This is a genomic window from Arthrobacter sp. P1_D4 (assembly GCF_056406115.1).
Map to the genome: position 1 here is coordinate 200,651 of NZ_JBFUAU010000009.1, position 24,634 is coordinate 225,284.

The 24,634-nt window shown below is 68.1% G+C and carries 25 protein-coding genes, 1 tRNA gene and 1 pseudogene; 21 read left to right on the forward strand and 6 right to left on the reverse strand.

Going from position 1 to position 24,634, the window contains the following annotated elements; translation table 11 throughout:
* Positions 1-3: 3 nt before the first annotated feature.
* From AC1D0A_RS11045 to AC1D0A_RS11065, 5 genes are all read left to right on the forward strand, one after another.
* A complete protein-coding gene (locus tag AC1D0A_RS11045; RefSeq protein ID WP_243181017.1) occupies positions 4-624 on the forward strand; it encodes a GNAT family N-acetyltransferase in 621 nt (206 codons plus the stop codon).
* A gap of 143 nt (positions 625-767) precedes the next feature.
* Positions 768-1,766, forward strand: a complete 999-nt coding sequence (locus AC1D0A_RS11050) for a hypothetical protein (protein WP_476945817.1) — start codon at positions 768-770, stop codon at positions 1,764-1,766.
* A 107-nt stretch (positions 1,767-1,873) separates the two neighbouring features.
* Positions 1,874-2,686, forward strand: a complete 813-nt coding sequence (locus AC1D0A_RS11055; protein WP_476943793.1) for an SDR family oxidoreductase — start codon at positions 1,874-1,876, stop codon at positions 2,684-2,686.
* A gap of 46 nt (positions 2,687-2,732) precedes the next feature.
* Positions 2,733-2,805 (forward strand) — tRNA-Ala (locus AC1D0A_RS11060).
* 149 nt (positions 2,806-2,954) lie between these two features.
* Entirely contained in the window at positions 2,955-3,584 is a 630-nt protein-coding gene (locus tag AC1D0A_RS11065) for an N-acetyltransferase family protein (protein ID WP_476945783.1), read from the forward strand.
* On the opposite strand, the gene AC1D0A_RS11070 is transcribed toward AC1D0A_RS11065, so the two are convergent.
* Positions 3,581-4,096 (reverse strand): hypothetical protein, encoded by a 516-nt coding sequence (locus AC1D0A_RS11070; RefSeq protein ID WP_476945784.1) that lies wholly within the window; start codon positions 4,094-4,096, stop codon positions 3,581-3,583. The two genes, AC1D0A_RS11065 and AC1D0A_RS11070, sit on opposite strands and share 4 nt — an antisense overlap.
* Positions 4,097-4,348: 252 nt before the next feature.
* Here AC1D0A_RS11070 and AC1D0A_RS11075 point away from each other — a divergent pair, with 252 nt between their 5' ends.
* From AC1D0A_RS11075 to AC1D0A_RS11095, 5 genes are all read left to right on the forward strand, one after another.
* Positions 4,349-4,717 carry a hypothetical protein gene (locus AC1D0A_RS11075; protein ID WP_243181006.1) on the forward strand — a complete coding sequence of 123 codons (369 nt, stop codon included), beginning with the start codon at positions 4,349-4,351 and terminating at the stop codon, positions 4,715-4,717.
* Positions 4,718-4,742: 25 nt separating this feature from the next.
* Positions 4,743-5,213 (forward strand): GatB/YqeY domain-containing protein, encoded by a 471-nt coding sequence (locus AC1D0A_RS11080; protein WP_028275729.1) that lies wholly within the window; start codon positions 4,743-4,745, stop codon positions 5,211-5,213.
* Positions 5,210-6,802, forward strand: a complete 1,593-nt coding sequence (locus tag AC1D0A_RS11085; RefSeq protein ID WP_476945785.1) for an ABC-F family ATP-binding cassette domain-containing protein — start codon at positions 5,210-5,212, stop codon at positions 6,800-6,802. Before AC1D0A_RS11080 ends, AC1D0A_RS11085 begins: the two co-directional genes overlap by 4 nt.
* Before the next feature lie 485 nt (positions 6,803-7,287).
* A complete protein-coding gene (locus AC1D0A_RS11090) occupies positions 7,288-7,659 on the forward strand; it encodes a hypothetical protein (RefSeq protein WP_476945786.1) in 372 nt (123 codons plus the stop codon).
* 157 nt (positions 7,660-7,816) lie between these two features.
* Positions 7,817-8,140, forward strand: a complete 324-nt coding sequence (locus tag AC1D0A_RS11095) for a hypothetical protein (protein ID WP_028275726.1) — start codon at positions 7,817-7,819, stop codon at positions 8,138-8,140.
* Here AC1D0A_RS11095 and corA read toward each other — a convergent pair.
* Together corA and AC1D0A_RS11105 are read right to left on the reverse strand one after the other, a co-directional pair.
* The gene (corA, locus tag AC1D0A_RS11100) at positions 8,137-9,132 is read right to left on the reverse strand and encodes a magnesium/cobalt transporter CorA (protein ID WP_476945787.1); all 996 of its coding nucleotides are present in this window, start codon (positions 9,130-9,132) and stop codon (positions 8,137-8,139) included. The genes AC1D0A_RS11095 and corA overlap by 4 nt on opposite strands.
* A gap of 7 nt (positions 9,133-9,139) precedes the next feature.
* The gene (locus AC1D0A_RS11105; RefSeq protein ID WP_243180996.1) at positions 9,140-9,679 is read right to left on the reverse strand and encodes an Lrp/AsnC family transcriptional regulator; all 540 of its coding nucleotides are present in this window, start codon (positions 9,677-9,679) and stop codon (positions 9,140-9,142) included.
* 176 nt (positions 9,680-9,855) lie between these two features.
* Between AC1D0A_RS11105 and AC1D0A_RS11110 the strand changes: the two genes are divergently transcribed.
* On the forward strand, positions 9,856-11,094 hold the full coding sequence (locus AC1D0A_RS11110; RefSeq protein WP_079550251.1) for an MFS transporter: 1,239 nt from the start codon (positions 9,856-9,858) through the stop codon (positions 11,092-11,094).
* A 33-nt stretch (positions 11,095-11,127) separates the two neighbouring features.
* Here the strand turns inward: AC1D0A_RS11110 and AC1D0A_RS11115 are convergent, their stop codons facing one another.
* Positions 11,128-11,625: an Lrp/AsnC family transcriptional regulator gene (locus AC1D0A_RS11115; RefSeq protein ID WP_018773770.1), complete on the reverse strand. Its 498-nt coding sequence runs from the start codon at positions 11,623-11,625 to the stop codon at positions 11,128-11,130.
* A 133-nt stretch (positions 11,626-11,758) separates the two neighbouring features.
* On the opposite strand from AC1D0A_RS11115, the gene AC1D0A_RS11120 reads away from it, so the two are divergent.
* Positions 11,759-12,922 carry a trans-sulfuration enzyme family protein gene (locus AC1D0A_RS11120; RefSeq protein ID WP_476945788.1) on the forward strand — a complete coding sequence of 388 codons (1,164 nt, stop codon included), beginning with the start codon at positions 11,759-11,761 and terminating at the stop codon, positions 12,920-12,922.
* Positions 12,923-13,008: 86 nt separating this feature from the next.
* Here the strand turns inward: AC1D0A_RS11120 and AC1D0A_RS11125 are convergent.
* A pseudogene (locus AC1D0A_RS11125) lies at positions 13,009-14,022 on the reverse strand (MFS transporter); the annotation flags it as partial.
* 237 nt (positions 14,023-14,259) lie between these two features.
* Between AC1D0A_RS11125 and AC1D0A_RS11130 the strand changes: the two are divergent.
* A complete protein-coding gene (locus tag AC1D0A_RS11130) occupies positions 14,260-15,282 on the forward strand; it encodes a LysR family transcriptional regulator (protein WP_243180990.1) in 1,023 nt (340 codons plus the stop codon).
* Between the two features lie 177 nt (positions 15,283-15,459).
* Here the strand turns inward: AC1D0A_RS11130 and AC1D0A_RS11135 are convergent, their stop codons facing one another.
* Positions 15,460-16,509, reverse strand: coding sequence for a nitronate monooxygenase (locus AC1D0A_RS11135; RefSeq protein ID WP_476945789.1), 1,050 nt, complete (start codon positions 16,507-16,509; stop codon positions 15,460-15,462).
* A gap of 36 nt (positions 16,510-16,545) precedes the next feature.
* Here AC1D0A_RS11135 and AC1D0A_RS11140 point away from each other — a divergent pair, with 36 nt between their 5' ends.
* From AC1D0A_RS11140 to AC1D0A_RS11175, 8 genes are all read left to right on the forward strand, one after another.
* Entirely contained in the window at positions 16,546-17,499 is a 954-nt protein-coding gene (locus AC1D0A_RS11140) for an N-acetylglucosamine kinase (RefSeq protein ID WP_476945790.1), read from the forward strand.
* Positions 17,500-17,533: 34 nt separating this feature from the next.
* The gene (locus AC1D0A_RS11145) at positions 17,534-17,989 is read left to right on the forward strand and encodes an NUDIX hydrolase (RefSeq protein ID WP_028275721.1); all 456 of its coding nucleotides are present in this window, start codon (positions 17,534-17,536) and stop codon (positions 17,987-17,989) included.
* A 324-nt stretch (positions 17,990-18,313) separates the two neighbouring features.
* Positions 18,314-19,492: a ribosome small subunit-dependent GTPase A gene (gene rsgA / locus AC1D0A_RS11150; protein WP_243180986.1), complete on the forward strand. Its 1,179-nt coding sequence runs from the start codon at positions 18,314-18,316 to the stop codon at positions 19,490-19,492.
* A 226-nt stretch (positions 19,493-19,718) separates the two neighbouring features.
* Entirely contained in the window at positions 19,719-20,822 is a 1,104-nt protein-coding gene (locus tag AC1D0A_RS11155; RefSeq protein WP_476945791.1) for an ABC transporter ATP-binding protein, read from the forward strand.
* Positions 20,822-21,562 (forward strand): ABC transporter permease, encoded by a 741-nt coding sequence (locus AC1D0A_RS11160; protein WP_476943785.1) that lies wholly within the window; start codon positions 20,822-20,824, stop codon positions 21,560-21,562. The genes AC1D0A_RS11155 and AC1D0A_RS11160 overlap by 1 nt, the downstream gene beginning before the upstream one ends.
* Positions 21,559-22,305, forward strand: a complete 747-nt coding sequence (locus AC1D0A_RS11165; protein ID WP_223913873.1) for an ABC transporter permease — start codon at positions 21,559-21,561, stop codon at positions 22,303-22,305. Before AC1D0A_RS11160 ends, AC1D0A_RS11165 begins: the two co-directional genes overlap by 4 nt.
* On the forward strand, positions 22,302-23,267 hold the full coding sequence (locus tag AC1D0A_RS11170; RefSeq protein WP_028275717.1) for an ABC transporter substrate-binding protein: 966 nt from the start codon (positions 22,302-22,304) through the stop codon (positions 23,265-23,267). The genes AC1D0A_RS11165 and AC1D0A_RS11170 overlap by 4 nt, the downstream gene beginning before the upstream one ends.
* Positions 23,268-23,398: 131 nt before the next feature.
* Complete coding sequence (locus AC1D0A_RS11175; protein WP_243180981.1) at positions 23,399-24,619, forward strand: pyridoxal phosphate-dependent aminotransferase; 1,221 nt, start codon at positions 23,399-23,401, stop codon at positions 24,617-24,619.
* The last annotated feature ends 15 nt before the right edge of the window (positions 24,620-24,634 follow it).

A 24,634-nucleotide genomic window follows, 5' to 3' on the forward strand; every position in this document is an offset into this window, starting at 1 on the left:
CCCGTGGGGGGCAGCTTCACCTGGCCGGTGACCTTGGAGAGCGGCGACATCGTGTTGCGCCCGATCCGGTACCGGGACCGCAAGGAGTGGACAGCGCTCAGGTCCCGCAACTGCGAGTGGCTGGCCCCCTGGGAGGCATCGAACCCGGTCCCCGGCGGCGGCCTGCCGGACTACCGGCAGATGGTGCGCTCGCTCAAGGCCCAGGCCGCGCAGGCCACGGCCCTGCCGTTCGTAATCACGGAGTGGACACCAGGCCATCAGGCGCCGGTGATCGTGGGGCAGCTGACGGTGTCCTCGATCGTCTGGGGATCGGCCATGATGGCGACGCTTGGCTATTGGGTCGACAAGGAAAGGGCCGGCCGGGGGATCGCCCCGACCGCCGTGGCCATGGCGACCGACTATTGCTTCGGCACCCTTGGACTGCACCGCATGGAGATCAACATCAGGCCGGAGAACGCCCCGAGCCTGCGCGTGGTGGAGAAACTTGGGTTTCGTGACGAGGGATTCCGGCCCCGGTTCCTGCACATCAACGGTGAATGGGCAGACCACCGGACCTTCGCGCTCACGGCTGAGGAAGTGCCTGAAGGCCTCCTCGCGCGGTGGCTGAGAACCCGCCGGTCCTGAGGCCCGTGAGAGCCGCCTGACCAGCCACGACGCCCCGACGCCGGCCAGTCGCCGGTGCGCGCGCGACACACCCCTGACAATGCGGGGCAGCACCCCATATACCTCATACGGTTTTGAGTGTGGACTTCCCTCTTAGCAGCTCTGTGATCCTTGTCATTGCTGTTGCGCTCTGGATCGTGTGGGTGGCGCCTTACGTTCTCCGGAACGGACGCCACCAGCTGCAGCCTGCAGGCGAATTCCTGGCGGATGTCATTGACATGGAACCAGCAGATCCACATGCGGGGAAGGTTATGAAAATGGCGGCGCAGCAGGAGAAACCCATGATCAGCACACAGCGCGCAGACCCGGCCGGCGGCACACCTGGGCCTGGGGCGGGCAAAGCGGCAACCCCTCGGGTGAGCCCGATTGCTGCGGCGGGCTCCCCGGCGTTCCGGATTCGATGGGGGCGGTTGGTGCTGGCGGTAGCCGGGCTCCTGGCTCTTCTCACGGCAGTGGTGTCCGGAGCCCTTCGACTTTTCGGCATCGGTTCAGGCTGGCTGCCGGTGACCGCCCTACTGGGCGCCTTCGCCGCAGTGGCGCTGCTTCGCCGTCTTGCCGTCCGCGATCGCCGGCGGAAGATGAACGCTGCATTCCGTGCAGCCATGGGCAGCCCGGAACGCACCCCTGCACGGCCGTCGGCGCCCGAACAGACCCCTTCCCTTCCCGACGGACGTCCCGCTGCCCGGCCGGAAAGCCCGCTCTTCGACGCCGAAGCGGGCCGCGACACGCCCGAGCCCGCGCCGAAGCCGCTGACCGCACTGGAACTCCGCCAGGCCGCCCTCGCTGAAGCCGTCGCCTCTGGGGATGCCTCGGCGGCCATGGCAGCCGACGCGGGTGCAGTACCGGAGGGCACCAGCTGGGAGCCCGTCGAGGTTCCCAAGCCCACCTACGTCGAAGCCCCGAAGGCCGAACGTGCAGCCCCAATGCCCCTCGACCTTCCCGAGGCGCCGAAGGCCGTAGGGAAACCGTCTCTCAAACAGGCCTCGGCGCGACCGGCAGCGTCCGATCCGCAGACCGCCGACGATTCTGAGTCGAAGCAGCTCAGCAAGGCCCAGAGCGCCTTGAGCAACCTGGATGACGTCCTCCAGCGGCGCCGCGCCTGATCCGACCCGTCCTTCCGGAGATTACCCCGGGCAGCCAGCGATGGCGGCCCGGGGTTTTCATTTCTCCGCAGCGTCGCCGGCGGGCTTCGCTGCGGTAGCCTCGGGTCATGACAAGGATCTGCGTTGCCGGTGGAACCGGGCAAGTGGGCCAAGAAGTGGTGCGCTTGGCCGTCGACGCCGGGCACGCCGTGGCCGTCCTCAGCCGCAACCCGCCAGGGGCCGGCGCCGCCGGCAACATCCGGGGCGCGGAATACTTCCGCGCGGACGTCACGACGGGAGAGGGGATATCGGCGGCCCTGGCCGGCGCCGACGTCGTGATCGATTGCCTGGAAGGACGCGCCGGGAAGGCGCGCAAGAACTTCGCCGACGGCGGTGCGCGGCTTCTGGCCGCTGCACAGGACGCGGGAACGGCCAGGGCCGTCATGCTGTCCATCGTGAACTGCGATCGCAGCAACTCCTCCTTCTACCGGTCGAAGGCTGCCAAAGAACACGCCTACGAGCTGTCCGGACTCGAGACCGTGGTGGTCCGGGCCACCCAGTTCCACTCATTGCTCGCGATGATGTTCGGCGCCGGCTCGAAGCTGCGGATCATCCCCGTGGTCAGAGGTGCCAGGTTTCAGCCGGTATCGCCGGCCGACGCAGCCGCGGTGCTGCTGGAGACCGCCGTTGAACCGGCGCCCGTTCCAGCCGCGGGCCCGCGGCACAGGGTACTGAACCTCGGCGGCCCGGAATCCAAAGACATGGTCGACTTTGCCCGGGAATGGCAGCGGGCCACCCGCGCAAAGGGTCAACTCGTGCGCTTCCCACTGCCCGGCGCGATGGGCCGCTACCTGCGCGAGGGGTTGAACCTGGTGCCGGAGGCGCGACACGGCACCGAGACTTTCCGGGGCTGGCTGGAAAACAGCGCAGATAGTTTGTAGCCTAGGGACACCGGCGACGCCGTTCCGTCAGGACCGGCGTTGCTTCGGGGCTATAGCTCAGTTGGTAGAGCGCTTCGTTCGCATCGAAGAGGTCAGGAGTTCGAATCTCCTTAGCTCCACAGATTTCAAGGGTTTTTGAACCTTTGAGTGCGCGAATGAGTGCGTGAAATGACATTGCTGGCCGCCCTCGGCGTCCCTGCCCGGTTCCGGGCGATGCGATGGTGCGTACTAATGCCCGCCGACTGATGGCCGCCGATGAGGAGCAAACATGGGAGCCGCAACGATGGGCACCCGGGCGGCGTCGAACGTCATCCTGCACGTCGGCGCACCGGGACCCGCCGTGGCCAGCGAAGCGGCAGCGCTCCTCAACGAATCCCTCGGCTCCGGTTTCACTCAGCCATCAGCTCTGGCGCAACTCACAGCCGATGGCGGGGGAGTCCTTATCCGTGCCCGCGGCCGGGACGGCGGGCTCCTGGGCGCGGCGACCGCCCACGTCCTGGACCGTGCGTCCCACGCCGTACTGCAGGACCGCCTGCGCATCACCGGGGTCGACGCCGGCCTGGACGGCCGCCGGGTTGGGGAGTTGAAGTCCATCGTCGTCGCGCCCGCAGCCAGGGGGACGGGCATCGGCTCGATCATGCTCGCGGCCAGCCTGGACTTCCTGAAGGCCCGCGGCTGCCACGATGCCGTGTCCGCGTCCTGGGTCTCGGCCGATCCCCAGCACTCTTCCCTGGGGATGCTGGAGCGGGCCGGTTTTGCGCAGGTGGCCACGATCCCCACCTTCTGGGCGGACGACCAGCAGGCAGCCGGCTACCTCTGCCCCCTCTGCGGCGCCGGGTGCGTCTGCGCGGCCGTCATGCTGGTGCTGCCACTCGAGGGCAGCGCCAGGCGCGGCTAGAGCGCTTTCTTGGCCAGGGCCGCGGTGCCGGGAGGGGTTGTGCGGCCGAGCCGGTCGTCCAGTCTGACCCGCAGCCTGGCGGCGGCGACCCGAACCCGGTGATGCGAGAGGGCCGCCGGGCCGGTAACCTGCGCAGTGATGTGCTGCCCGTTGCCTGTGCTTTCCCTGGCCCCGCTCACGGACTCCCACGCGATGTCTAGAAGTTCAAGCTCCTCGTTGCGGGCCAACTCGCTGCGGGCGAGCACATCCAGCGCTGCCAGCCCCAGGGCTTTGCTGTCCCCGTCCTCGTCCAGGGCACGGTCCAGCGCCCATTGGGTCCGTTTCCACCACTCGGCCCGGTCGTCGGCGACGGCCTTCTGGCGCAGAGTCCGCCAGGCCATGAACGCTCCCACGGCTGCCGCTACAAGTACAGCAACAGGGGCAAGCGCGGCAACGATCTGCCACCACTCGGCCGGCCCGGTGTGGAGGAGGACTTCAACCGGAACCGGAGACGGAGCTGGTGTTGACGGCATGCGACCAGCCTAAGCTGCGGCCCGGACAGTGGCAGGCGGCGTGGCGGGCGCGGCGTGGTTCGGCGCTCCCGACCGGTCACCGTACGGAACGCCGGTGATTTCATGAGATGGTGTGAACCTGCGTGAACGGCGCCGTGGCCGCGCCGGCGCAGCAATCCGCGCGGCAAGACCATCGTGCAATCCAGCGGCAAAGCAGCCGAATCCAGCGCAGGCATCCAAGATAGACATCCAGCGCAGACAAGGCCACCACCGATGAAGAACACCACCCCGATCGCCCTGGCCCTGCTGTCTGTTCTGCTGACCGCGGCCTGTTCCGCCTCCCCGAGCCCCGAACCGTCCGCCGGGACCCCTGCGGCGGGCCTGCCGGCGTCGCTGCCCAAGCCTGACCCTGCCCAGCAGGAAGCCCTGCTGGCCGCGCTGGCCAAGATCAACCCCCGCCTGCCAGACGACCAGGCAATCGACAAGGCCCGCCGCCTGTGCGGCCGACTGCTGGGGCAATCGACCGCGGACCAACTCATCGCTGCCGCAAAGACTGAGTTCAGCGGGGACGTCCCCGCCCTCCCGGACGACGACGCCCAGCGGATCATCTCGGCGATCGGGGCCAACGGGTTCTGCCGCTAGCCTTGTTAACAACACGAGGAGAACTATGACCACCCTGAAAGAACGCCTGCACGCCGACGTCGTGAGCCACATGAAGGACCGCAACAAGGTTGCCCTGACCACTGTGCGCAACGTCCTGGGCGAGATCGAAACCCGGGAGAAATCGGGCAAGACGCCAATCGTGCTGGACGACGCACAGGTGACCGCACTCCTGCAAAAGGAAGCCGCCAAACGCCGCGACACGGCCCGCATCTACACCGAGGCCGGCGAAGCCGAGCGCGCCGCGGCCGAGATCGCCGAGGCCGAGGTGATCGAGGCCTACCTGCCCAAGCCACTGACCGCGGCGGAAGTCGAGACGATCGTGGACGAGGCCATCGCGGCGCTCAAGGCCGACGGCGTCGAGCTGTCCATGCGTCAGTTGGGGGCAGTGATGAAGCCCGTCACCGCCACGGTGGCCGGGCGTTTTGACGGCAAGACCGTCAGCGAAATCGTCCGCAACCGTCTCGCGCAGCAGTGAGCCTGGTCCGGCTGCACGACGTCAGCGTCCGCTTCGACAACACACAGATCCTCCGCGAGGCGTACTTCCGTCTGGAGCCCGGGGACCGGGTGGGCCTGATCGGCAAGAACGGCTCCGGGAAGACCTCCATCCTCAAGCTCGTCCTGGACCAGGTCTCCCCGGATACGGGAACGGTCACCGTGGATCAGGGAACCAGGGTGGGGTACTTCTCCCAGTTTTCCGAGCTCGACGGCGAGGCAACCATCCTTGCGGTCCTTGACGGACTGTTTGTCGAAATCAAGGCTGCCGAGGCCGAGCTGGCAGCCATCGACGCCGCCATTGCGGCTGACCCCGCCGAGGCGGAGCTGGACCGGCTGATCCGGCGCCAGGCCGAGCTGTTCGAGGCCATGGACCGCCTCGACGGATGGGATTACCAGCGGCGCATCGACACAGTCCTGACCACGCTGGGGTTCAGCGACGCCCACCGCACGTGCGCGATTGACGAACTCTCCGGCGGGTGGCGCAACCGCGCCGCCCTGGCCAAGATCCTGTTGGAGGGCCCGGACGTCCTGCTGCTGGATGAACCCACCAACTACCTCGACGTGGCCGGTGTCGAATGGCTCGAAAACTGGTTCCGCGACTACCGCGGCGCCGCGATCATCGTCTCGCACGACAGGAAGTTCCTCGATGCGGTGGTCACCCGCATCATCGAGGTGGAAAACTTCCACCTGCACGAGTACCCCGGAAACTTCGCCGAGTACGTGGTCCAGAAGCAGTTCCGGCTCAAGACGCTCGAGGCGCAGTTCGTCCATGAGTCCGAGCTCCTGGCTTTTGAAGCGGAGGGCATTGCCGACCGCCGGGAGGCCGCCAAGGCCGCCAGCCGCGGGTTGGGGAACCAGCTGGCCAAGATCAAGAAAGCGCGGACACCACGTCCCGTGGACCAGATCGTCACCGAGATCTACGGCGGCCTGCACGTGAAGGATGTCCTCTGCCGGGTCGAAGGACTGGGCAAGTCCTATGGCGACAAGGTCTTGTTCGAAGACCTGAGCTTTGAGATCCGCCGCGGCAACAGGATTGTGGTCCTGGGCTCCAACGGCAGCGGCAAGTCCACGCTGCTGAAAGTGCTGACCGGGGAGGAACCGGCGGATTCCGGTGAAGTGGTCTGGGCGAAGGGGCCGGCTTTTGTTTCCTACAACAAAATGCTGGAAGAGCTCGACGACGCCGACACCGTTTCGCACGCGGTCAACGCGCTGCCGGACAGCCTGGCCTTCAGCGCCACGAAGAAGTCCGTCAACAGGTTCCTCGCCATGTTCCAGTTCTCCGAGGCCGACCTCAAACAGAAGATCGGGAACCTCTCCGGCGGACAGAAAGCCCGCGTCGCCATGGCCCAGTGCCTGCTGTCCGGGGCCTCGGCGCTGCTCTTGGACGAGCCCACCAACCACCTGGACATGTCCAGCACCCAGGTGATGGAGCGGGCACTGCTCCACTTCCCCGGCGCGGTCGTCGTGGTCAGCCACGACCGCTTCTTCACCGAGAAGATCGCCACCCGTCAGCTGGTCTTCGGCACCGACGGCGCAGAACCCGGCGAGGTCGACGTACGCGCGGCCTAAGGGCGTGGTGATGGCCCCGAGCCTCAGTGTTTGCTCAGCATTGGCTCAGGATGTGGCATGAGCGGCTAAAGGGCCGACAATTCGTCGTTTTCGAGCGGTACTGTGGCGCTGGCTGCCGACCGGGGGACGGCAGCGGTCTCATATCCGCTTTGAAAAAAATCTCCCGTGGCAGGAATCATCGCCTGGCTCAGTGCTCTGGGCACCACAGGCAAGGCAGTAGTAGTGGCCTCCGTCGTCGTCACTGGCGGCGCCGGCGCAGCGGCGGCCACCGCGACCACCAATCTCCCGGCTGACCCGACGTCAACCATGACGGCGACCGGCACCGAAACCTCTGAACCGGCCGAGCCGGCCGGTTCGGAGACTCCGGTAGCGGGCGACCAGGAAGCCGCCGCCGAGGAAGCCGCCGATCACGAATCGTCTGATTCGTCTGAACCGGGGATCCGGCTGAGTCGGATGACCAGGAGGCGGACGACCAGGGCACAGAGGTGGACGCGGACGACCAGAACGCGGACGACCAGGGCGCGGACGACCAGGGCGCGGAAGACGTCGCGGACGCGCAGGAGCCTGCAGCCCCGGCCCCCGCTGCTCCGGCCCCGGCACCCGCCGAAGACGATGCGAAGGATTCGGCCGACGCGCCGGAAGCCGACGCGTCCCACGCTTCGAACGGCAACAGCGGATGGGCACACCAGAACGCCGCTGAACACCGTGCGGCCGGCCAGGCCAACGCCGCCGAGCACCGCGCGGCCAGCCAGGCCAAGGCCGCCGAACACCGTGCCGCGCCGGCCGGTCTTGAAAGCGATCACGCCGCCAAGACCAGCAAGCGCGGCGACTCGGGCGGGCACGGCCACAGCAAGTAGCCCAAAAGGCATGCAATGACGGGGCCCGGACCACTGGTCCGGGCCCCGTCGTCGTGACGGCACGAAAATGCTTCGGCACGAAAATGTTTCAGCGCGAAAGTGTCCAACGGTTCGGTCTCAGAGGTGCGGCGCTTCGGGTCCGCGGGATAATGGAAACATGACCAATCAGCAGCAGGACCGCGACCCGTGGGAGGAGTTCGACAAGCTCCAGCCCGCCGGTCCGGACCGGGTTGCGGGGTACCCCGGTGGGGAACCGCAGGGCTTCGGCTTCCGCACCGGCGTCCGCAGCGCCAGGGTAGCCCTCGGATTTGCCGTCTACTCCCTGGCGCTGGGGAGCATTCTGGTCCTCACCGGGGCCATCGTTTTCATCGGCAGCGGGAAGTGGCTGCTGCTCGGGCTGATGGTGCTCATCGAGGTCGTCTTCGTCCTGGCGTTCCGACGGCTCATGGTCCAGGTCCGGCACCGCCGCGCCTCCGGCTAGAGCCAGCCCTTCTTCTTGAAGATGGCGTACATCAGCGCCGCCGTGCCGGCCATGAGCGCGATTGCCATCGGGTAGCCAAGCGTCCAGTGCAGTTCCGGCATGTTGTCGAAGTTCATGCCATACAGTCCGGCCACAAATGTCGGAGCGAAGAAGATCGCGGCCCACGACGAGATCTTCTTGACCTGTTCGTTTTGTTCCGCGCTGGCCTCGTTCTGGCGGTTGGCGGTCAGGGTTCCGTCCAGGGTGAGCGCATTCTGCAGCAGGTCACGGAACGAATCGGCGCGGGAAATCAGCCGCTCCACGTGGTCCTCGACGTCGCGCAGGCTGTGCTGCAGTTCAATGTCCACCCGGTACTTCTCGAAGCCCCGGCGGAGCTGTTGCATCATAGCCGGGAGCGGATGGATGGCGCGCTGGAAATGGATGACTTCCCGGGCGAGCTCGTAGATCCTCCGGGACACCAGGGGGTCGCCGCTGAAGAGCTGGTCCTCGATCTCGTCGATGTCGTTTTCCAGCCCGGCCACCACGGGACCGTAGTCATCCACCACCTGGTCCATGAGTGCGTACAGGACGGCCTCGGGCCCGTGGCGCAGCAGATCGGGCCGGCCCTCCATCCGGCGCCGGACCTGGCCCGCGACTTTCGTCTCGGCGTGCCGGACGGTGACCACGAAGTTGCGCCCCGTGAAGACGTGGAGCTCGCCGAACTCCACGGTTTCGGTCTCGTCCAGGTACCGGGCGGGCCGGAGCACAGTGAACAGGTTGTCGTCGTAGCGTTCCAGTTTGGGGCGCTGATGGGCGGAGATCGCGTCCTCCACCGCCAACCCGTGCAGGTTGAATTCGGCCGCCACGGCCGCCATTTCCTCAGTGGTCGGCCGGTACAGGCCGATCCAGGCCATGCCCCCGTGCTCGGTCAGGGTCTCGAAAGTCTGCTCGAGGTTCCGCGGCTCGGCGCTGCGGATACCGTCAACGTAGACGGCGTTGTCGATGATAGTCACCGGGACATTATCCTTTGTCCACCTGGAATTCGGCGGACCCGGCCCGCCGCGAGGCGGACCGGCCGGGAGCCAGCGCGCTGCCTTGGGCGAGCCGGCTGATCAGCGGTTCGGTCCGGTACGGGATATGGGTGTGCAGCGCCAGGACGGTCTCGGTGCGGATGACCCCCTTGACCCGAAGGATCGACCGGAGGGCCGCCTGGAGATTGTGCGTATCCGTCGCCACCACCCGGCACCAGACGTCGCCGCGACCGGAGATCTCGTGGACTTCCAGGACCTGGGCGATCAGCCGCAAAGCCCCCACGACGCCGTCGAGTTCCCGGTGGTTGACCTCGATCGTCACGAACGCGACGACGTCGTACCCCACCGCCTCCAGATCGATTTCACGGCCGCCGTCGTGCAGCACACCGGAGCGCAGCATACGCCGCACGCGCGACTGGGCAGTGTTCCGGGCGATGCCCAGGGCGTCACTGAGCTCGCCGATCTGGATCCGCGGATCCCGGATCAGCTCCAGCAGGATCTTCAGGTCGGTGGGGTCCAGACTGTTCAAATCATCACTCCGGTTCACTTGGACAGCCAGAGAATGACTGTTTTGCTCAATTTTGACACAAATTTTGGCCATGCAGATCACTGGTATTGCATTCTGTACATACCAAACTTTCAACCGGGCCGGGCGGTTCCCCCACAACAGGGAAAGCCCGGCCTGCACTTTGCAAGGGCACGGCCATGACAGTCTTTAGCGAACTCCGCATGCGCCCGGCCACAGCTGACCGCTGGGGCTGGGACGCCTCCACCACCGCACGGCTCGTGATGGCCGGGGTTGTGATCTTCACGCTGCTCGTCGGCGCAAATCTTGCGACGCCGCTGTACCCGCTGTTGCAGGCAAAACTCGGAATCACGGCGCTCGATGTCACGGTGGCGTTCTCGGCCTACGTCCTGGCGCTCGTGGCCACCCTCGTCCTCGCCGGCCACTGGTCCGACCACATCGGCCGCCGCGCCGCCCTCGTGCTGGCAGTGCTGGTGGGCCTGGCCGGCGGCTTTGTCTTCGCCACCGCGGGCAACCTCGTGGCGCTCTCCGCCGGGCGCGCCCTGCAGGGCGTCGCCGTCGCGCTCGCCACCGGGGCCAGCTCGGCTGCCCTGCGCGAGCTGCTGCCCAGCCGGCCGGAGTGGGCCTCACGGTTCACGCTCCTGGCCTCCGCCGGCGGGGTGGCGGCCGGCCCCGCAATCGGCGGGATGCTGTCCCTCCTGCCGGGCCCGACGTCGACGCCGTACTACCTGCACTCCATCGTCCTCGCCGCCGTGCTGGTGCCCCTGTACCTGCTCAAGGCGCGGCCCGCCATCAGCCTGCACGCCGGTCCCCAGACCCTGCGGGTCCTGGCACCGCGGCGGCCTTCGGTTTCCAGCGACGCGCGCGGCGCCTTCTGGCTGGCGTCGTCCGTGGGCTTTCTGAGCTTCACCGTTTTTGGCTTCTGCCTCTCGCTGGCCCCCGGCTATTTCGCCCAGATTGTCCACGCCGATTCGCGGCCGCTGATCGGCCTGCTGGCTGGGCTGACGCTGGGGTCCTCAGCCCTGAGCCAGCTGCTGGCCATCCGGGGACGGTTTGCCGTGTCCGCCGGCCTGGCCGTCCTGGGCGTCTCCGTCCTGCTGATCGCCGCGGCCGCCGCCTGGAGCAGCCCGTGGCTGCTGATTCTGGCCAGCATCACTGCCGGCGTGGGGCAGGGCGTGGCCTTCCGGACCGTGTTCAACGACGTTGCCGGAAGGGTGGAGGCCGCCCGGCACGCCCAGATCATCAGCACCGTCTATGTGATCACGTACCTTGGCAGCGCCTTCCCGGTGATCGGGTTGGGGCTTGCAGCCGGGATCGTCGGGCTGCAGAGCGCGGTCGCCGGTTTCGTCACGGTGTGCGCCGCCGCCGCACTGACGCTGGCGGCCGTAACGCTGCGAAGCGCCCTGCGCCGGGTCTAACTGCGCTGGGTCTAACTGCGTCGGCCGGGCCCGTTAGGGCAGCGGGCCGTGGTTGCCCTGGATGTGGTCGAAGACCAGCGTGGTTTCGGTGTGGCCCACCACGGGGTCGGTGGCCAGGTTGTCCAGAACCCAGTCCCGGAGGTCCTCGGTGGTGGCGACGGCGATATGCAGCAGGTAGTCCACCGACCCGGACGTGTGGAACGTCGAGAGCACTGCCGGCAGTTTGGGCACCCGGGCAGTGAAACGGTCGATCTGCTCGCGGTCATGGGCCCGGAGCCGGACCGCAATGAGGGCCTGGACCGAACGCCCGATCGCGGACAGGCTCAGATTGGCCTCGAAGCCCTCGATGATGCCGCGCTCGGACAGCGCGCGGGTGCGCATCAGCGCGGTCGACGGCGCGATCCCCACGAGCTCTGCCAGCTGTTTGTTCGAGATGCGGGCGTCCGCGACGAGGGCAGCGAGCAGGCGCTCGTCGATCGCGTCCAGCGGTTCGCTGGCTCCCGGCCGAACATTCTTCGCAGTGCTGCTCACGGATCCTCCTAGTAGTGTTCTCCGTTCATCATAAACGGCGTTATCCGACAGTTCCATTCAGAACCCCTACAAAAGCGCGAATTATTGCCAGATACTTGCCGAATTCAATGGTGAATATTCGTAAGGAGCTAGGGTGCTTTCTCAAGATTCATTGGCGGTCCACGCAGGCCGGAGCGGGCTCACGGAACTGGGCGTCCACGCGGTGCCCATCGATCTGTCCACGACGGCGCCCCTGCCGTCCGTGCACGACGGAGGCCTTGCCTACGAGCACATGGCCACCGGCGGCTCACATGTGGAGGGGCAAAGCACGGTCTACCAGCGGCTGTGGAACCCCACGGTGGCTCGCTTCGAAGAAGGCGTCGCTGTCCTGGAAGGCACGCCCGAGTCTGTCGCCTTTGCCACCGGAATGGCGGCGCTGAGCGCGGTGCTCCTCGCGGTTGTGGCCGCGGGCAAGAAGCACGTTGTCGCCGTGCGTCCGCTGTACGGCGGCAGCGACTACCTCTTGGCCTCCGGCGTCCTAGGCAACGAGGTCACCTTCACGACGCCGGAGGGCGTCGGCGCCGCACTCCGGCCGGACACCGGCCTGGTGATCCTCGAGACGCCGGCCAACCCGACCCTCGAGCTGGTGGACATCGCCCGCGTGGCAGCCGCCGCCGACGGTGTGCCGCTCCTGGTGGACAACACGTTCGCCAGCCCGGTACTGCAGCAACCCTTCAAGCACGGCGCGGCCATGGTGCTGCACAGCGCCACGAAGTTCTTGGGCGGCCACGGGGACGCCATGGGCGGCGTGGTGGCCGCAGGCTCTGAATGGGCGATGCGCCTGCGCCAGATCCGGGCCGTGACCGGCGGGATCCTGACCCCGTGGCCGGCGTACCTGCTGCACCGCGGGCTGGCAACGCTCCCGGTCCGGGTCCGCGCCCAGCAGGCCGGCGCCGAAAAAGTCGCTGTTGCGCTGGCAGGGCACGGGCTCGTGAGGCGGGTTTACTACCCGGGACTGGCCGAATGCGACCCGCAGGGCCTCGTGGGCACACAGATGTCCGGGCCGGGATCGCTCATGGCCTTCGAGCTCGCCAGCGCCGAGCACGCCGAGCGGATCCCGGCCGCCGTCGGCATGATCACCCACGCCGTGTCCCTCGGCGGGATCGATACCCTCATCCAGCACCCGGCGGGCCTGACCCACCGGCCGGTCGAAGCCGCGGCCAAGCCACACGCGAACCTGCTGCGGATCTCGGTGGGGCTGGAGGACCCGGCCGACATCGTCGCCGACCTCGTGCAGGCGATCGAGGCAACGCGGTAGCCCGGGGGTCCGGTGCCTAGCCCGATGCCGTGACCCTGCCGGCGGCAGCGGTGCCGGTTGCGGGTGCCGGCGCGGGATGCGCGACAGCCGAGGTAATAGGCCAGGTTGTACAGCGAGGCGGCCTGCGCCCGGCCCGTCGTGGCGATCAGTCCGGTCCAGCCGGAGCCGATGCTGTGTGCCGCGAAGAAGCCGCCCGTGAACAGCAGCAATCCCGCCAGGATCGCGGCCAGCTGTTCCGTGAGCGTCAGGGCCAGGCCGCCTGCCATGAGTGCGGTGCCGGCGATCAGGACGGTGCGCCGGCCGAACCGCGACGTCAGGCCCGCTGCCCAGCGCGCCGAGACGGTTCCGGAGAGGTAGGCCAGGAAGATCAGGCTGATCGCGGTGGCGGGCAGGCTGAACGGTTCCCCTGAGAGCCGGAATCCGAGGTAGTTGTAGACGGCCACGAAACCGCCCATGAGCAGGAATGCCTGGACGTACAGGGCCAGGAGCCGGGGATTGCGGCCATGGCCGGCCAGCGTGCGAAGGGCTCCGCGGAAGCCGCCCGCGGCCGCGGCGGTGAAGCCCTTGGCCCGGGGCACCAGAACCAGGAACAGGACTGCCGCTCCGGTGGCCAGAACGGAGACCGCCAGGGCCGCGGCCCGCCAGCCCCACAGTTCGCCCGCGGGCCCGGCGACCAGCCGGCCGGCCAGGCCGCCCAGGGTGGTCCCGGCGACATAGCTCCCGGCGGCGAGGGCGGCGTGGGCCTTGTTGACTTCCTCGTTGAGATACGCGATCGCGATCGCCGGGATGCCGCCGAGGGCCATTCCCTCCAGCATCCGCAGGCACAGCAGTACTGGGAAGCTGGGGGCCAGGGGGACCAGCAGGCCCAGGGCGGTGGCCGCGGAGATGCCCCACATCATTGCCCGGACGCGGCCGATCCGGTCGGCCAGGAAGGACCACGGGAGCACCGTCAAGGCCAGCCCCACCGTAGCCAGGGAGATGGTCAGCGCGGCCTCGGCGGCCGAGACGCGAAGATCCGCCGCCAGCAGCGGGAGCACCGCCTGGGTGGAGTAAAGCTGCGCGAAGGTTGCGACGCCGGCAAAGGCAAGCCCGGCGAGGATCCGGCGGTAGGCCGTGGAGCCTTTCGGATGGCCCGCCCATGCGGCAGCGTTAGCTGCAGGATCAGCTGCAGGATTGGCTGCGTCCTTGGCCGCGTTCCTGGCCGCGGGGCGTGGGCTGGTGCCGGTGGGTGCGGAAATGCGTGGCATGTCTTTAGGCTAAAGCCTGCCCGAGGGATGCTTCCAATGCATGATTTCCATAGAATAGATAGCAAATATGGATCAGTGCCGGAGGGGAACATGGACGTCGAACACAGGCAGCTCGTGCAGCTGCTGCCCCTGCTGCCGCTGCTGGCGGAACTGGGGCGGACGGAGCACATCACCGAGACGGCCGAGCTCCTGGGCCTGCCGCAGTCGACCGTGAGCCGTGCCATTGCGCGGGCGAGCGCCATCGTGGGGACGGAGCTGCTGATCCGGGACGGCCGGGGCGTGCGGTTGACGCCAGCGGCGAAGGCGCTCATGCCCCACATCGAGGCCGCCCTGGCCGAATTCCAGACGGGGCTGGACAGCGTCAGGCACGAATCGGAGGTGGTCCGCGGCCGGATCGCCGTGTCGTTCCAGCACACCTTCGGCGAGGCAATGCTGCCGCTGCTCATCAGTGCGTTCCGGAGCAGGCACCCGCAGACTGCCTTTGACCTCAGCCAGGGTGCACGGGACGGCTGCCTCGCGGAACTGGCCGCGGGCTCCGCCGACGTGGCGCTCACGGCACCCGTTGCCACACCCAGCAAGCGAATCGGTTCGGCCGCGCTGTACCGCGAACCGTTGCGCCTGGTGGTCCACCACCGGCATGCCCTGGCCGGCCGCCGCAGGGCCAAGGTTGCCGAGATCCGGCAGGAGCCCTTCGTGGCGATGGGGTCCGGCTACGGCATGCGCTCGCTGACCGACGCGTTGTTCCGCGAGGCGGGGTTCCGTCCGCGCATTGCCTTCGAGAGCCAGGACTCGCACACCGTCCGCGGCCTCGTCTCGGCCGGGCTCGGCGTCAGCATCCTGCCGCCCGGCGGCTCCGCACCCGGCAGAGTTGCACAAAACAGCCACCATCCGTCGCGGGGCGCCGAAGCCGACGACGGCGGGCCCGGCTGGGTGGAGATTCCCCTGGATTCTGACCTGGCGTTCCGCGAGATCGGCCTCGCGTGGCGGGAGCCGGTTTCGCGGAATGCCGTGGCCGATGCCGAGTCCGATCCCGTGCGCTTGTTCCGCGAATTCGTGCTCCGCGACGGTCCGGCGCTCCTGGCAGGCTTCGTGCGCGAACGCTCGGCGGGCTGAGCCGGGCCGGTGCCGGAGCGCCGGGGCAGGTGCGCCGGGGCTGGAGCTGGTGCGCTCAGGTCGCCGGTGCCGGGGCTGGTGCGCTCAGGTCGCCGGTTGGCACCGAGGTCGCCGTAAGGTGACGGCGGTTTGGAACGTTTCCGGCGACTTCGGGGTCCTGACGGGGGTCGGCTGCGGTCAGCGGCCGGCGAGCAGCCCGTGCACGACGGCGGCCACGGGTCCGGCGTGTGCCTTCTGCCAGCCCGTGCCCGCCCACAGGTTCAGGCGTTCCGCGTCGCCGGCTGCGGTGGCCGCGGCCCGGATGGGCGCCGTGAGGTGGTGGACGGCAGGGTAGGCCTCCGGCGCCTCGGCGTGGTCGCGGACGAATTCGTTCTCCAGGGCCCGTGCCTGCCGGCCGGTGAAGGCGCGCGTCAGCCGGGTCCGGATGAAATGCGGATCGGCCAGGGCATCTTTGTGCAACTGCTTGGCGCCGCTTTGGTCAGTGCGGAGAAACGCGGTGCCGAGCTGGGCTGCGACGGCCCCGGCACGCAGCACGGCGTCCAGCCCGGCCGCATCCATGATGCCGCCCGCAGCCACCAGCGGGAGGTCGACGGCGGACCGCACCTCGGCGAGCAGCTGCGCCGTTGTGCCGCCCGGCCGCGCCGCGTAAGCCGGTCGCGGCTCCGGGGCCGGGAGGAACGCCGCGCTGTGTCCGCCGGCGCTCGTGTGCTGCACGACGAGGGCGTCCACGCCTTGCCCTGCCGCCTGCACGGCCTCGGCCGCGGTGGTGACAGTGGCCAGCACCGCCGATCCCGCCCGCTGCAGGGCCCGAACGACGTCCGGGCCGGGCAGCCCGAAAGCGAAACTGACCAGCTCCACCGGGTCTGAGAGCAGGGCATCGATCTTTCCCTGCCATTCGTCGTCGTCGTCGAGCCGCAACTGCGGAAGCTCCACGCCGTAGCGCCGGGCGTCGGTGCGCAGCTGAAGCCGGTATTCCTCGAGCTCCGCCAGCATCGCCGCGGAGGGCGGCAGTTCGGCCGGATCCGGGACAAATACATTCATGCCGAACCGGGCGCCGGACTCCCGGAGGGTGCTGATTTCCGCCTGCATGGCCGCCACGCTCTTGTAGCCTGCCGCGAGGAAGCCGAGCCCGCCGGCGCGGTGCACGGCCTCGACGAAGGCCGCTGTGGAGGTGCCTCCGGCCATGGGCGCCGCGATGACGGGTGTGCCGAAAAGATCGTGGGGCATTGCGGGCTCCTTGCAGCGATTCAGTAACCTGTTCCAGTGACTAACACTGACACGCCGCCGGCGGCGGACTCCGTTCCATCTTCCACCACGCCATCTGCCACGGCGACGACGGGTGCCGTGATCGGCCTGGACATCGGCGGCACCAAAACCCGGGGCGTCAGGTTCGAAGGCGGCGCGCCCGTGGCCGATGAATCGGTGGGCAGCTCCAATGTCCAGAACGTCAGCCCCGAGGAAGCCGCCTTGAACCTGGCGGAACTCTTCGCCAGGATCGGCGGGGGAGACGTCGCCCAGGTCTACGCCGGAGCCGGCGGCATCGACACCGATGATGACGCCGCGGCGCTCGCGGCACTGATTGCCCCGCACGTACCCGGCGCCCGGATCACGGTGGTCCACGACTCCCGGCTGCTGCTCGCCGCAGGCGGCGCCAGCACCGGCGTCGCCGTCATCGCCGGCACCGGATCGGCCGCGTGGGGCAAGAATGGCCGCGGCGAGGAGGCCCGGGCCGGTGGCTGGGGCTACCTGCTCGGCGACGAAGGCAGCGGCTACTGGCTGGGCCGGGAGGCCGTCCGCCACAGCCTGCGCCGGATGAATCAGGGGCTGGAACCGGACGAACTCAGCACGGCCCTGCTGGCATCCTGCGGGGTGGATGACCCGAACAAGCTGATCGCCATGTTCCACTCGCCCGAGACCGGGCGCCGGTTCTGGGCCCAGCGGGCGCGGCTCGTGGTGGAGGCTGCAGACGCCGGGCATGCGCCAAGCCGGGCCCTCATGGAACAGGCCGGGCGCGACCTCGCCGACCTCGCCGCGCAGACCGTCCGGCAGCTCGGCATCGGGGGCCCCGTCATCCTGGGCGGCGGACTCGGCATGAACGTGCCGGGGCTGCAGGAGTCGTTCCGCACGGCCCTGGCCGCCGCGGGGATCACCGATGTCCGGGTCCTGGCGCAGGAGCCGGTCTTCGGGGTGCTGCAGCTGGTGGCGGAACAGGAGTAGTCGGGGGCGATCCGCCGGCCACTACGCTGGGGGGATGAGCATGCAATTCGACACCCGGCCCGCGGCCTACGCCGTCATCATCCGTGACGCCGGGATCCTCCTGGCGTACTGGAAGCAGGACGGCCGCGAGGGCTGGACGCTGCCCGGCGGCGGCCTGGACCTGGCCGAACACCCGGTGGACGGGTGCCGCCGCGAGATCCACGAGGAAACCGGTTACGACGCCGAGGTCGGCGCCATGCTGGGGATCGACGTCGGGCACTGGCCGTCCGAAGTCCGGCTCGACGGCGGCGTGCGGGACTTCCAGTCGCTCCGGCTGGTCTACGAGGCGACGATCACGGGCGGGGAACTGCGTCACGAAGTGAACGGCAGCACCACCCACGCGGCCTGGATTCCGCTGGATGAGGTGGCGCAGCTGAACCGGGTCTCGCTCGTGGATGCCGGGCTGCGTCTGTACCGTGAGCGGCCGCTGAACGGAAAACTTTCCGGCTAAACCGCTGGCCAGGCACGGGCACCATGGCTATCCTGTAGAAACCGCCGGCCGCAGCAGGCCGGCAATCGACGGGGAGGTGGAAGCAATGAATGCGATATTTCTGAGCGCGCAGCGCACCGATACACGCCATGTCATTATTCCTGCCCCGTCCCACGGCGCAGCCTAGCCATCGAGCGCTAGTCTCCGCGCGCGGCATCCAAACCGCCGCAGCTGCAATGCGCCGCACCACGGGGCCCCACCAAAGGGTTTTCGTTGACCATTTATCCTGCATCCCGGGGCGCCGGCAGCGCCATCATTACTAATTCATCCGAACCTCATTCATCTGTGCCTCATACGTCCGGGCCCTCCGATGAGGCTGGCCCCGAAGGTCCTGTCCTTTACGGCTACACGGCCGGCGTCGCCGAGCGGTTCGCGGCCCAGCCGGTGCCGGGAGGCGACCGCCCGGGCCGCGTCATCCGGGTGGACCGCAACCTCGTCCTGGTGGCTGAGGGCGGCGGAACCGCCCACCTGCCCTACCCGCGCGGCGGGGAGCTTCCCGCCACCGGGGACTGGGTTTGGCTGGGTCCGAACGCGGCGGGGGAGCCCGCCATTGTGGGCATCCTGCCCCGCCACTCGGAGCTGAGCCGCAAGCGTGCCTTCGAGGCCTCGTCCGAGGCGCAGGTCCTTGGCGCCAACATGGACGTCGTCGGGATCGTCGTTCCGGTGGATCGTCCGCTCACGCACAACCGGCTCGAACGGACCCTGGTTGCGGCGTGGGACTCCGGTGCCACACCGCTCGTGATCATCACGAAGGCGGACATCGCGGACCTCGCGGACGACGTCGTGGCGACGGTCGTGCGCCAGGCAGCCGGCGTCGACGTCGTCACCACCTCTGCCGAGAACGGCGACGGCCTCGACGAAGTGCTGGGCCATCTGCCGCCCGGCGGCACGCTGGTGCTGCTGGGGCCCTCTGGCGCCGGAAAATCCACGCTCATCAATGCCCTCGCCGGCGTCCCGGCCCAGGAGACGGGGGCAGTGCGGGCGGGCGACGGCAAGGGCAGGCACACCACCACGTCCCGCGCGCTCGTTCCCCTGCCCGGCGGCGCCGTCCTGATGGACACGCCGGGGGTGCGCGGCTTCGGGGTCTTCGACGCCGAGGGAGGAATGGAGGAGATGTTCGGCGACCTCGAAGAGCTCTTCGAGCACTGCCGCTTCTCGGACTGCGCGCACGGCCGGGAGCCCGGCTGTGCCGTGCAGGCGGCGCTCGCCGACGGCGTCCTGGAGGACCGCCGGTGGGCCAGCTACCTGAAGCTGCAACGCGAACTCGCCGCCCTGGCGCGCCGCCACGACGCGGCCGCGCGGCGCGCCTACCAGCGCGAATGGCACCAGAAGATCGCCGTAGCGGGCAAGAGCCAGCGGTCGGCCGAACGGGACAACCACGAGAACGCGCACGGCGGCGGCGGCGGAAAGGGCGGTCACGGCAGAAAAAACAGCGGCGCGAAGGGTGCGCGGCGGCCCCGCTGAAGCACACCGCCGGGTGGGCCAAGGGCGGCGGTGGTGCGCCGGAAGGATTTCCGGCGCGCCACCCATCCAAAATCGTTGTGCTTCCGAAGCCTTATGGGAGCCCCGCGCCGCTGACATAGTCCGGGGTGCTGGTTAGTCTATGAGCTAACTGCTTTATGGCCAGCACACTGACGAACACTGCGCTGGCCCGACCAATGTTGCCGCCAACAGTTAGGTAAGCCCGGAAATGGCCGAAGCCATGATCGAGTTCCAGAACGTCACCAAGCAGTACCAGGGCGGTCAGGCCGCCGTTGACGGGCTGACCATGTCCATCGATAAGGGCGCCATCACTGTCTTCGTCGGACCCTCCGGCTGCGGTAAGACCACGTCCCTGCGGATGATCAACCGCATGGTGGAGCCCACGTCCGGCGTCATCACCGTGGACGGGGCCGATGTCACTTCAATCCCTGCCGCGCAGCTGCGGCGGTCCATGGGGTACGTCATGCAGTCCTCCGGGTTGATGCCGCACCGCTCCGTGCTGGACAACATCGCCACCGTTCCCCGGCTCAACGGCGTGTCCAAAGCCGACGCCCGCAAGCGCGCCCAGGAACTGCTCGACGTCGTCGGGCTGGCCTCTTCGCTCGGCAAGCGGTACCCGTCCCAGCTCTCGGGCGGACAGCAGCAGCGCGTAGGCGTGGCCCGGGCACTCGCGGCCGATCCTCCGGTGCTGCTCATGGACGAGCCCTTCAGCGCCGTGGACCCGGTGGTCCGCGATGAACTCCAGAAGGAGCTCCTCCGGCTCCAGCATGACCTGGCCAAGACGATCGTATTCGTCACCCACGACATCGACGAGGCCACCGTCCTGGGCGACAAAGTGGCCGTGTTCGCCGTCGGCGGCAAGCTGGCGCAGTACGCGGCCCCGGCGGAGATCCTGCGGGCCCCGGCGAACGAGTTCGTGGCCTCCTTCGTGGGCCGTGACCGCGGCTTCCGGCACCTTGCGTTCAGCCCCTCCGACGGTGTCACCATCCACCCCGTCCCCACTCTCACGCCCGATCAGCTCAGGGCTGAGGGCAGCTCCGATGAATGGCAGCTGGTGGTCGATGAAGCTCTCCGGCCCCTGGGCTGGGCCGGGCCCCGCAGCGCCACCGGAACCGCCCCGACGATGGTTCCCGGCGGCTCCCTGTTCCGGAAGGGGGACACGCTCCGCCGGGCACTGGACGCGGCCCTGTCCTCACCCTCGGGCCTTGGCGTCGCCGTGGACGACGACGGCCGGGTGGCCGGAGTCATCGGAGCCGCCGAAGTCCTCGCCGTCATCGAGTCAGACCGCAACGTCCGGCACGGAGGGCTCTGATGGAGTGGTTCCTGGCCAACAGAGCGGAAGTCTTCAGCCTCGCCGGCCAGCACCTCATCCTGGCCATCCTGCCGATGGTGTTCGGGGTCCTCATAGCCGTTCCGCTGGCCCAGCTCGCCCGGCAGAGCCGCGGGCTCCGATCCGTCGTGCTCACCGGGTCCTCGCTGCTGTACACGATCCCCTCGCTGGCGCTTTTCATCATCCTGCCGACCATCCTCGGGACCCGGATCCTGGATCCGGTCAACGTGGTGGTGGCCCTGACCATCTACGCCATCGCCCTGCTGGTGCGCGCCACGCTGGATGCCTTCGACTCGGTGGACGAGGACCTACGGCAGGCCGCCGTCGCCATGGGGTTCAAACCCTTCGCCCGCTTCATGCAGATCGACCTGCCGCTGTCCTTGCCGGTGCTGTTCGCCGGGCTGCGCGTGGTCTCGGTCAGCAATATCTCGCTGGTCAGCGTCGCGGCACTGCTCGGCATCGGCAACCTCGGAATGCTCTTCACCTCCGGCCTCCAGCGTGACTTCGTCACCGAAGTGGTGGTGGGCATCATCGCCATCCTTCTCCTGGCGCTGCTGATGGACGCCGTCCTCGTGCTGCTTGAACGGCTGCTGACGCCCTGGACCCGGGCCGCGGCGGCCACGGGTGGCGGCACCGGTTCGGGCGCAGGCCCGGACAAGACTGGCCCCGCCGCGGCGGCGATGCGGTTTTCGCGTCCCAAGACCAGAGGGGGAAACGCGTGAATAACGTCGTCACGGACACCTTTGCCTGGCTCAGCGATCCGGAGAACTGGTCCGGCAGCGCCGGAATCCCGGTGCGCCTGGCCGAACACCTGTTCTACACGGGCCTGGTGATGGTGATCGCCATCGCCATCGCCGTCCCGATCGGCCTGTTCGTCGGGCATACCGGCCGCGGGCGGGTTGCGATCGTGTCAGTCGCGGGCGCGCTGCGCGCCCTGCCCACCCTCGGCTTGCTCACGCTGTTCGTCCTGCTCGCCGGTATCGGGCTGATGCCGCCGATCTGGGCGCTCGTGATCCTGACCGTGCCGCCGCTGCTCGCCGGCACCTATGCCGGAATCTCCAGCGTCGACCGCAACGTGGTGGATGCCGCCCGCGCCATGGGCATGACCGAGTGGCAGGTCCTGTTCCGGGCGGAATTCCCGAACGCGCTGCCGGTGATGTACGGCGGGTTCCGGACCGGGGTGCTCCAGGTGATCGCCACCGTTTCCGTGGTCGCCTACATCAACCTGGGCGGCCTGGGCCGTTACCTGTTCGACGGGCTCGTGCTCTCCGACTTCCCGCAAATGCTGGGAGGCTCGCTGCTGATCGCCGCCCTTGCCATCAGCGTCGACCTGATCCTTGCCCTTATTCAGAGGCTGTTCCTGTCACGGGGCGCCTCATCCAAGCCGAACCGCAGCCAGCAGGCTGCGGTTGATCTCACAGACCCCGTGATCGCGGAGACTGTTGTTCAAGGAGGTACGTCATGAAGGAATCCCGCCAACGAGGCCTTGGCCGGCGCGCATTCGGCGGCCTGGCCGTCGGCGTCGGCCTGGCCATGGCCCTGTCCGCCTGCGGAGGCTCATCAAACCCGCTGAGCTCGGCCCCGGCCAGCAGCGGTGCCGCCTCCGGTTCCGGCGGTGCCCTGGTGATCGGGTCGGCTGATTTCCCCGAGAGCCAGATCCTCGCCGAGGTCTACGCCGGCGCCCTGAACGCCGCGGGCGTCACCGCCAGCACCAAGCCGAACATCGGCTCGCGCGAGGTCTACATCAAAGCAGTCCAGGACGGCTCGGTGGACGTCGTTCCCGACTACAGCGGCAACCTGCTGCTGTATGTAAACAAGGACGCCACCGAGGTCTCCGCCGAGGACATCGCGAAGGCACTCCCGACCAAGCTCCCGCAGGGCCTGGCCGTGCTCGATGCCTCCAAGGCTGAGGACAAGGACGCCATGGTGGTCACCAAGGCCACGGCCGAGAAGCACCAGCTGAAGTCCATCGAAGACATGGCGAAGGTCTGCGGCGATCTGGTCATCGGCGCCCCGGCGACCTTCGCCGAGCGCGCCTACGGCCTGCCGGGCCTGGCGAAGAACTACAACTGCGTGCCCAAGAAACTCGAGCCGTTCAGCGACGGCGGCGGCGCCGTCACGCTCAAGGCGCTGCTCTCGGACCAGGTCCAGGTCGCGGACATCTACACCACCACCCCGTCCATCCCGGACAACGACCTCGTGGTGCTGGAGGATCCGAAGAACAACTTCATCGCCCAGCAGGTGCTGCCGCTCTACAACACGGCCAAGATGACGGACAAGGCGAAGGAAGCCCTCAACAACGTGTCCAAGGTCCTCACCACGGAAGACCTCATCAACCTCAACCGTGCCGTCAGCGGCAGCCAGAAACAGAACCCGAAAGATGCCGCCGACGCGTGGCTGAAGGAAAAGGGCCTCGCCCAGCAGTAGACCACTGGCGACCCTGCGACGCCGGTGTCCGGGCTTACAGCCCGGGCACCGGCGTCGTTGTTGTTACTGCGGCGCCCGCGTGTGAGTCATGTCTCAGCGGAAGAACATCCTCCATATGGCATATTTGATGAATGGCAGAATTCAAGCAGTCCACCAAGCTTCATAATGTCCTTTACGACATCCGTGGACCGATTCTTCAGGCCGCCCAGCAGATGGAGGCGGAGGGTCATCGCATCCTCAAACTGAACATCGGAAACCCGGCCCCCTTCGGGTTTGAAGCGCCGGACGCGATCCTGGTGGACATGATCCGCCACCTGCCGCATGCCCAGGGCTACAGCGACTCGCGCGGCATTTTTTCGGCCCGCACCGCCGTCTCGCAGTACTACCAGACCCGCGGGATCCAGAACATCCACGTGGATGACATCTACCTCGGCAACGGCGTCAGCGAACTGATCACAATGTCGCTCATGGCCCTGCTCGACGACGGCGACGAGGTCCTCATCCCCACCCCGGACTACCCGCTGTGGACGGCCTCGGTTGCCCTGGCCGGCGGGAAGCCCGTGCACTACCTCTGCGACGAGGAATCCGGCTGGCAGCCCGACCTCGAGGACATGGAAGCGAAGATCACCCCGCGCACCAAGGGCATCGTGGTCATCAACCCGAACAACCCGACAGGTGCGGTGTACCCGAAGGCGACGCTGAAGAAGATCGTCGGCCTCGCGGAAAAACACGGCCTGGTGCTCTTCGCCGACGAAATCTACGAGAAAATCCTCTACGAAGACGCGGTACACGTAAACCTCGCCTCGCTCACCGGCGACGATGTCCTGTGCCTGACCTTCAGCGGGCTCTCCAAGGCCTACCGGGTCTGCGGCTTCCGGGCCGGCTGGATGGCCATCTCCGGGCCGAAAAAGGCCGCCGCGGACTACCTCGAGGGCATCAACCTGCTGGCCAACATGCGCCTGTGCGCCAATGTGCCGGCCCAGCACGCCATCCAGACCGCCCTCGGCGGTTACCAGAGCATCAACGACCTGATCCTGCCCGGCGGGCGCCTCCTGGAACAGCGGAACAAGGCCTATGACATGCTCAACGCCATCCCGGGCGTCAGCACCCAGCAGGCCCGCGGGGCCATGTATCTGTTCCCGAAGCTGGACCCCGAGGTCTACCACATCCGCGACGACGAGAAATTTGTCCTGGACCTGCTCCGCGAGCAGAAAATTCTTCTGTCCCACGGCAGGGCGTTCAACTGGGTCCGTCCGGACCACTTCCGGATGGTGACGCTGCCTAACGTCAAGGACCTCGAAGAAGCAATCAACCGCATGGCGGACTTCCTGAGCCGGTACAAGGGGAACTAGGCTTCGGTCAGCAGC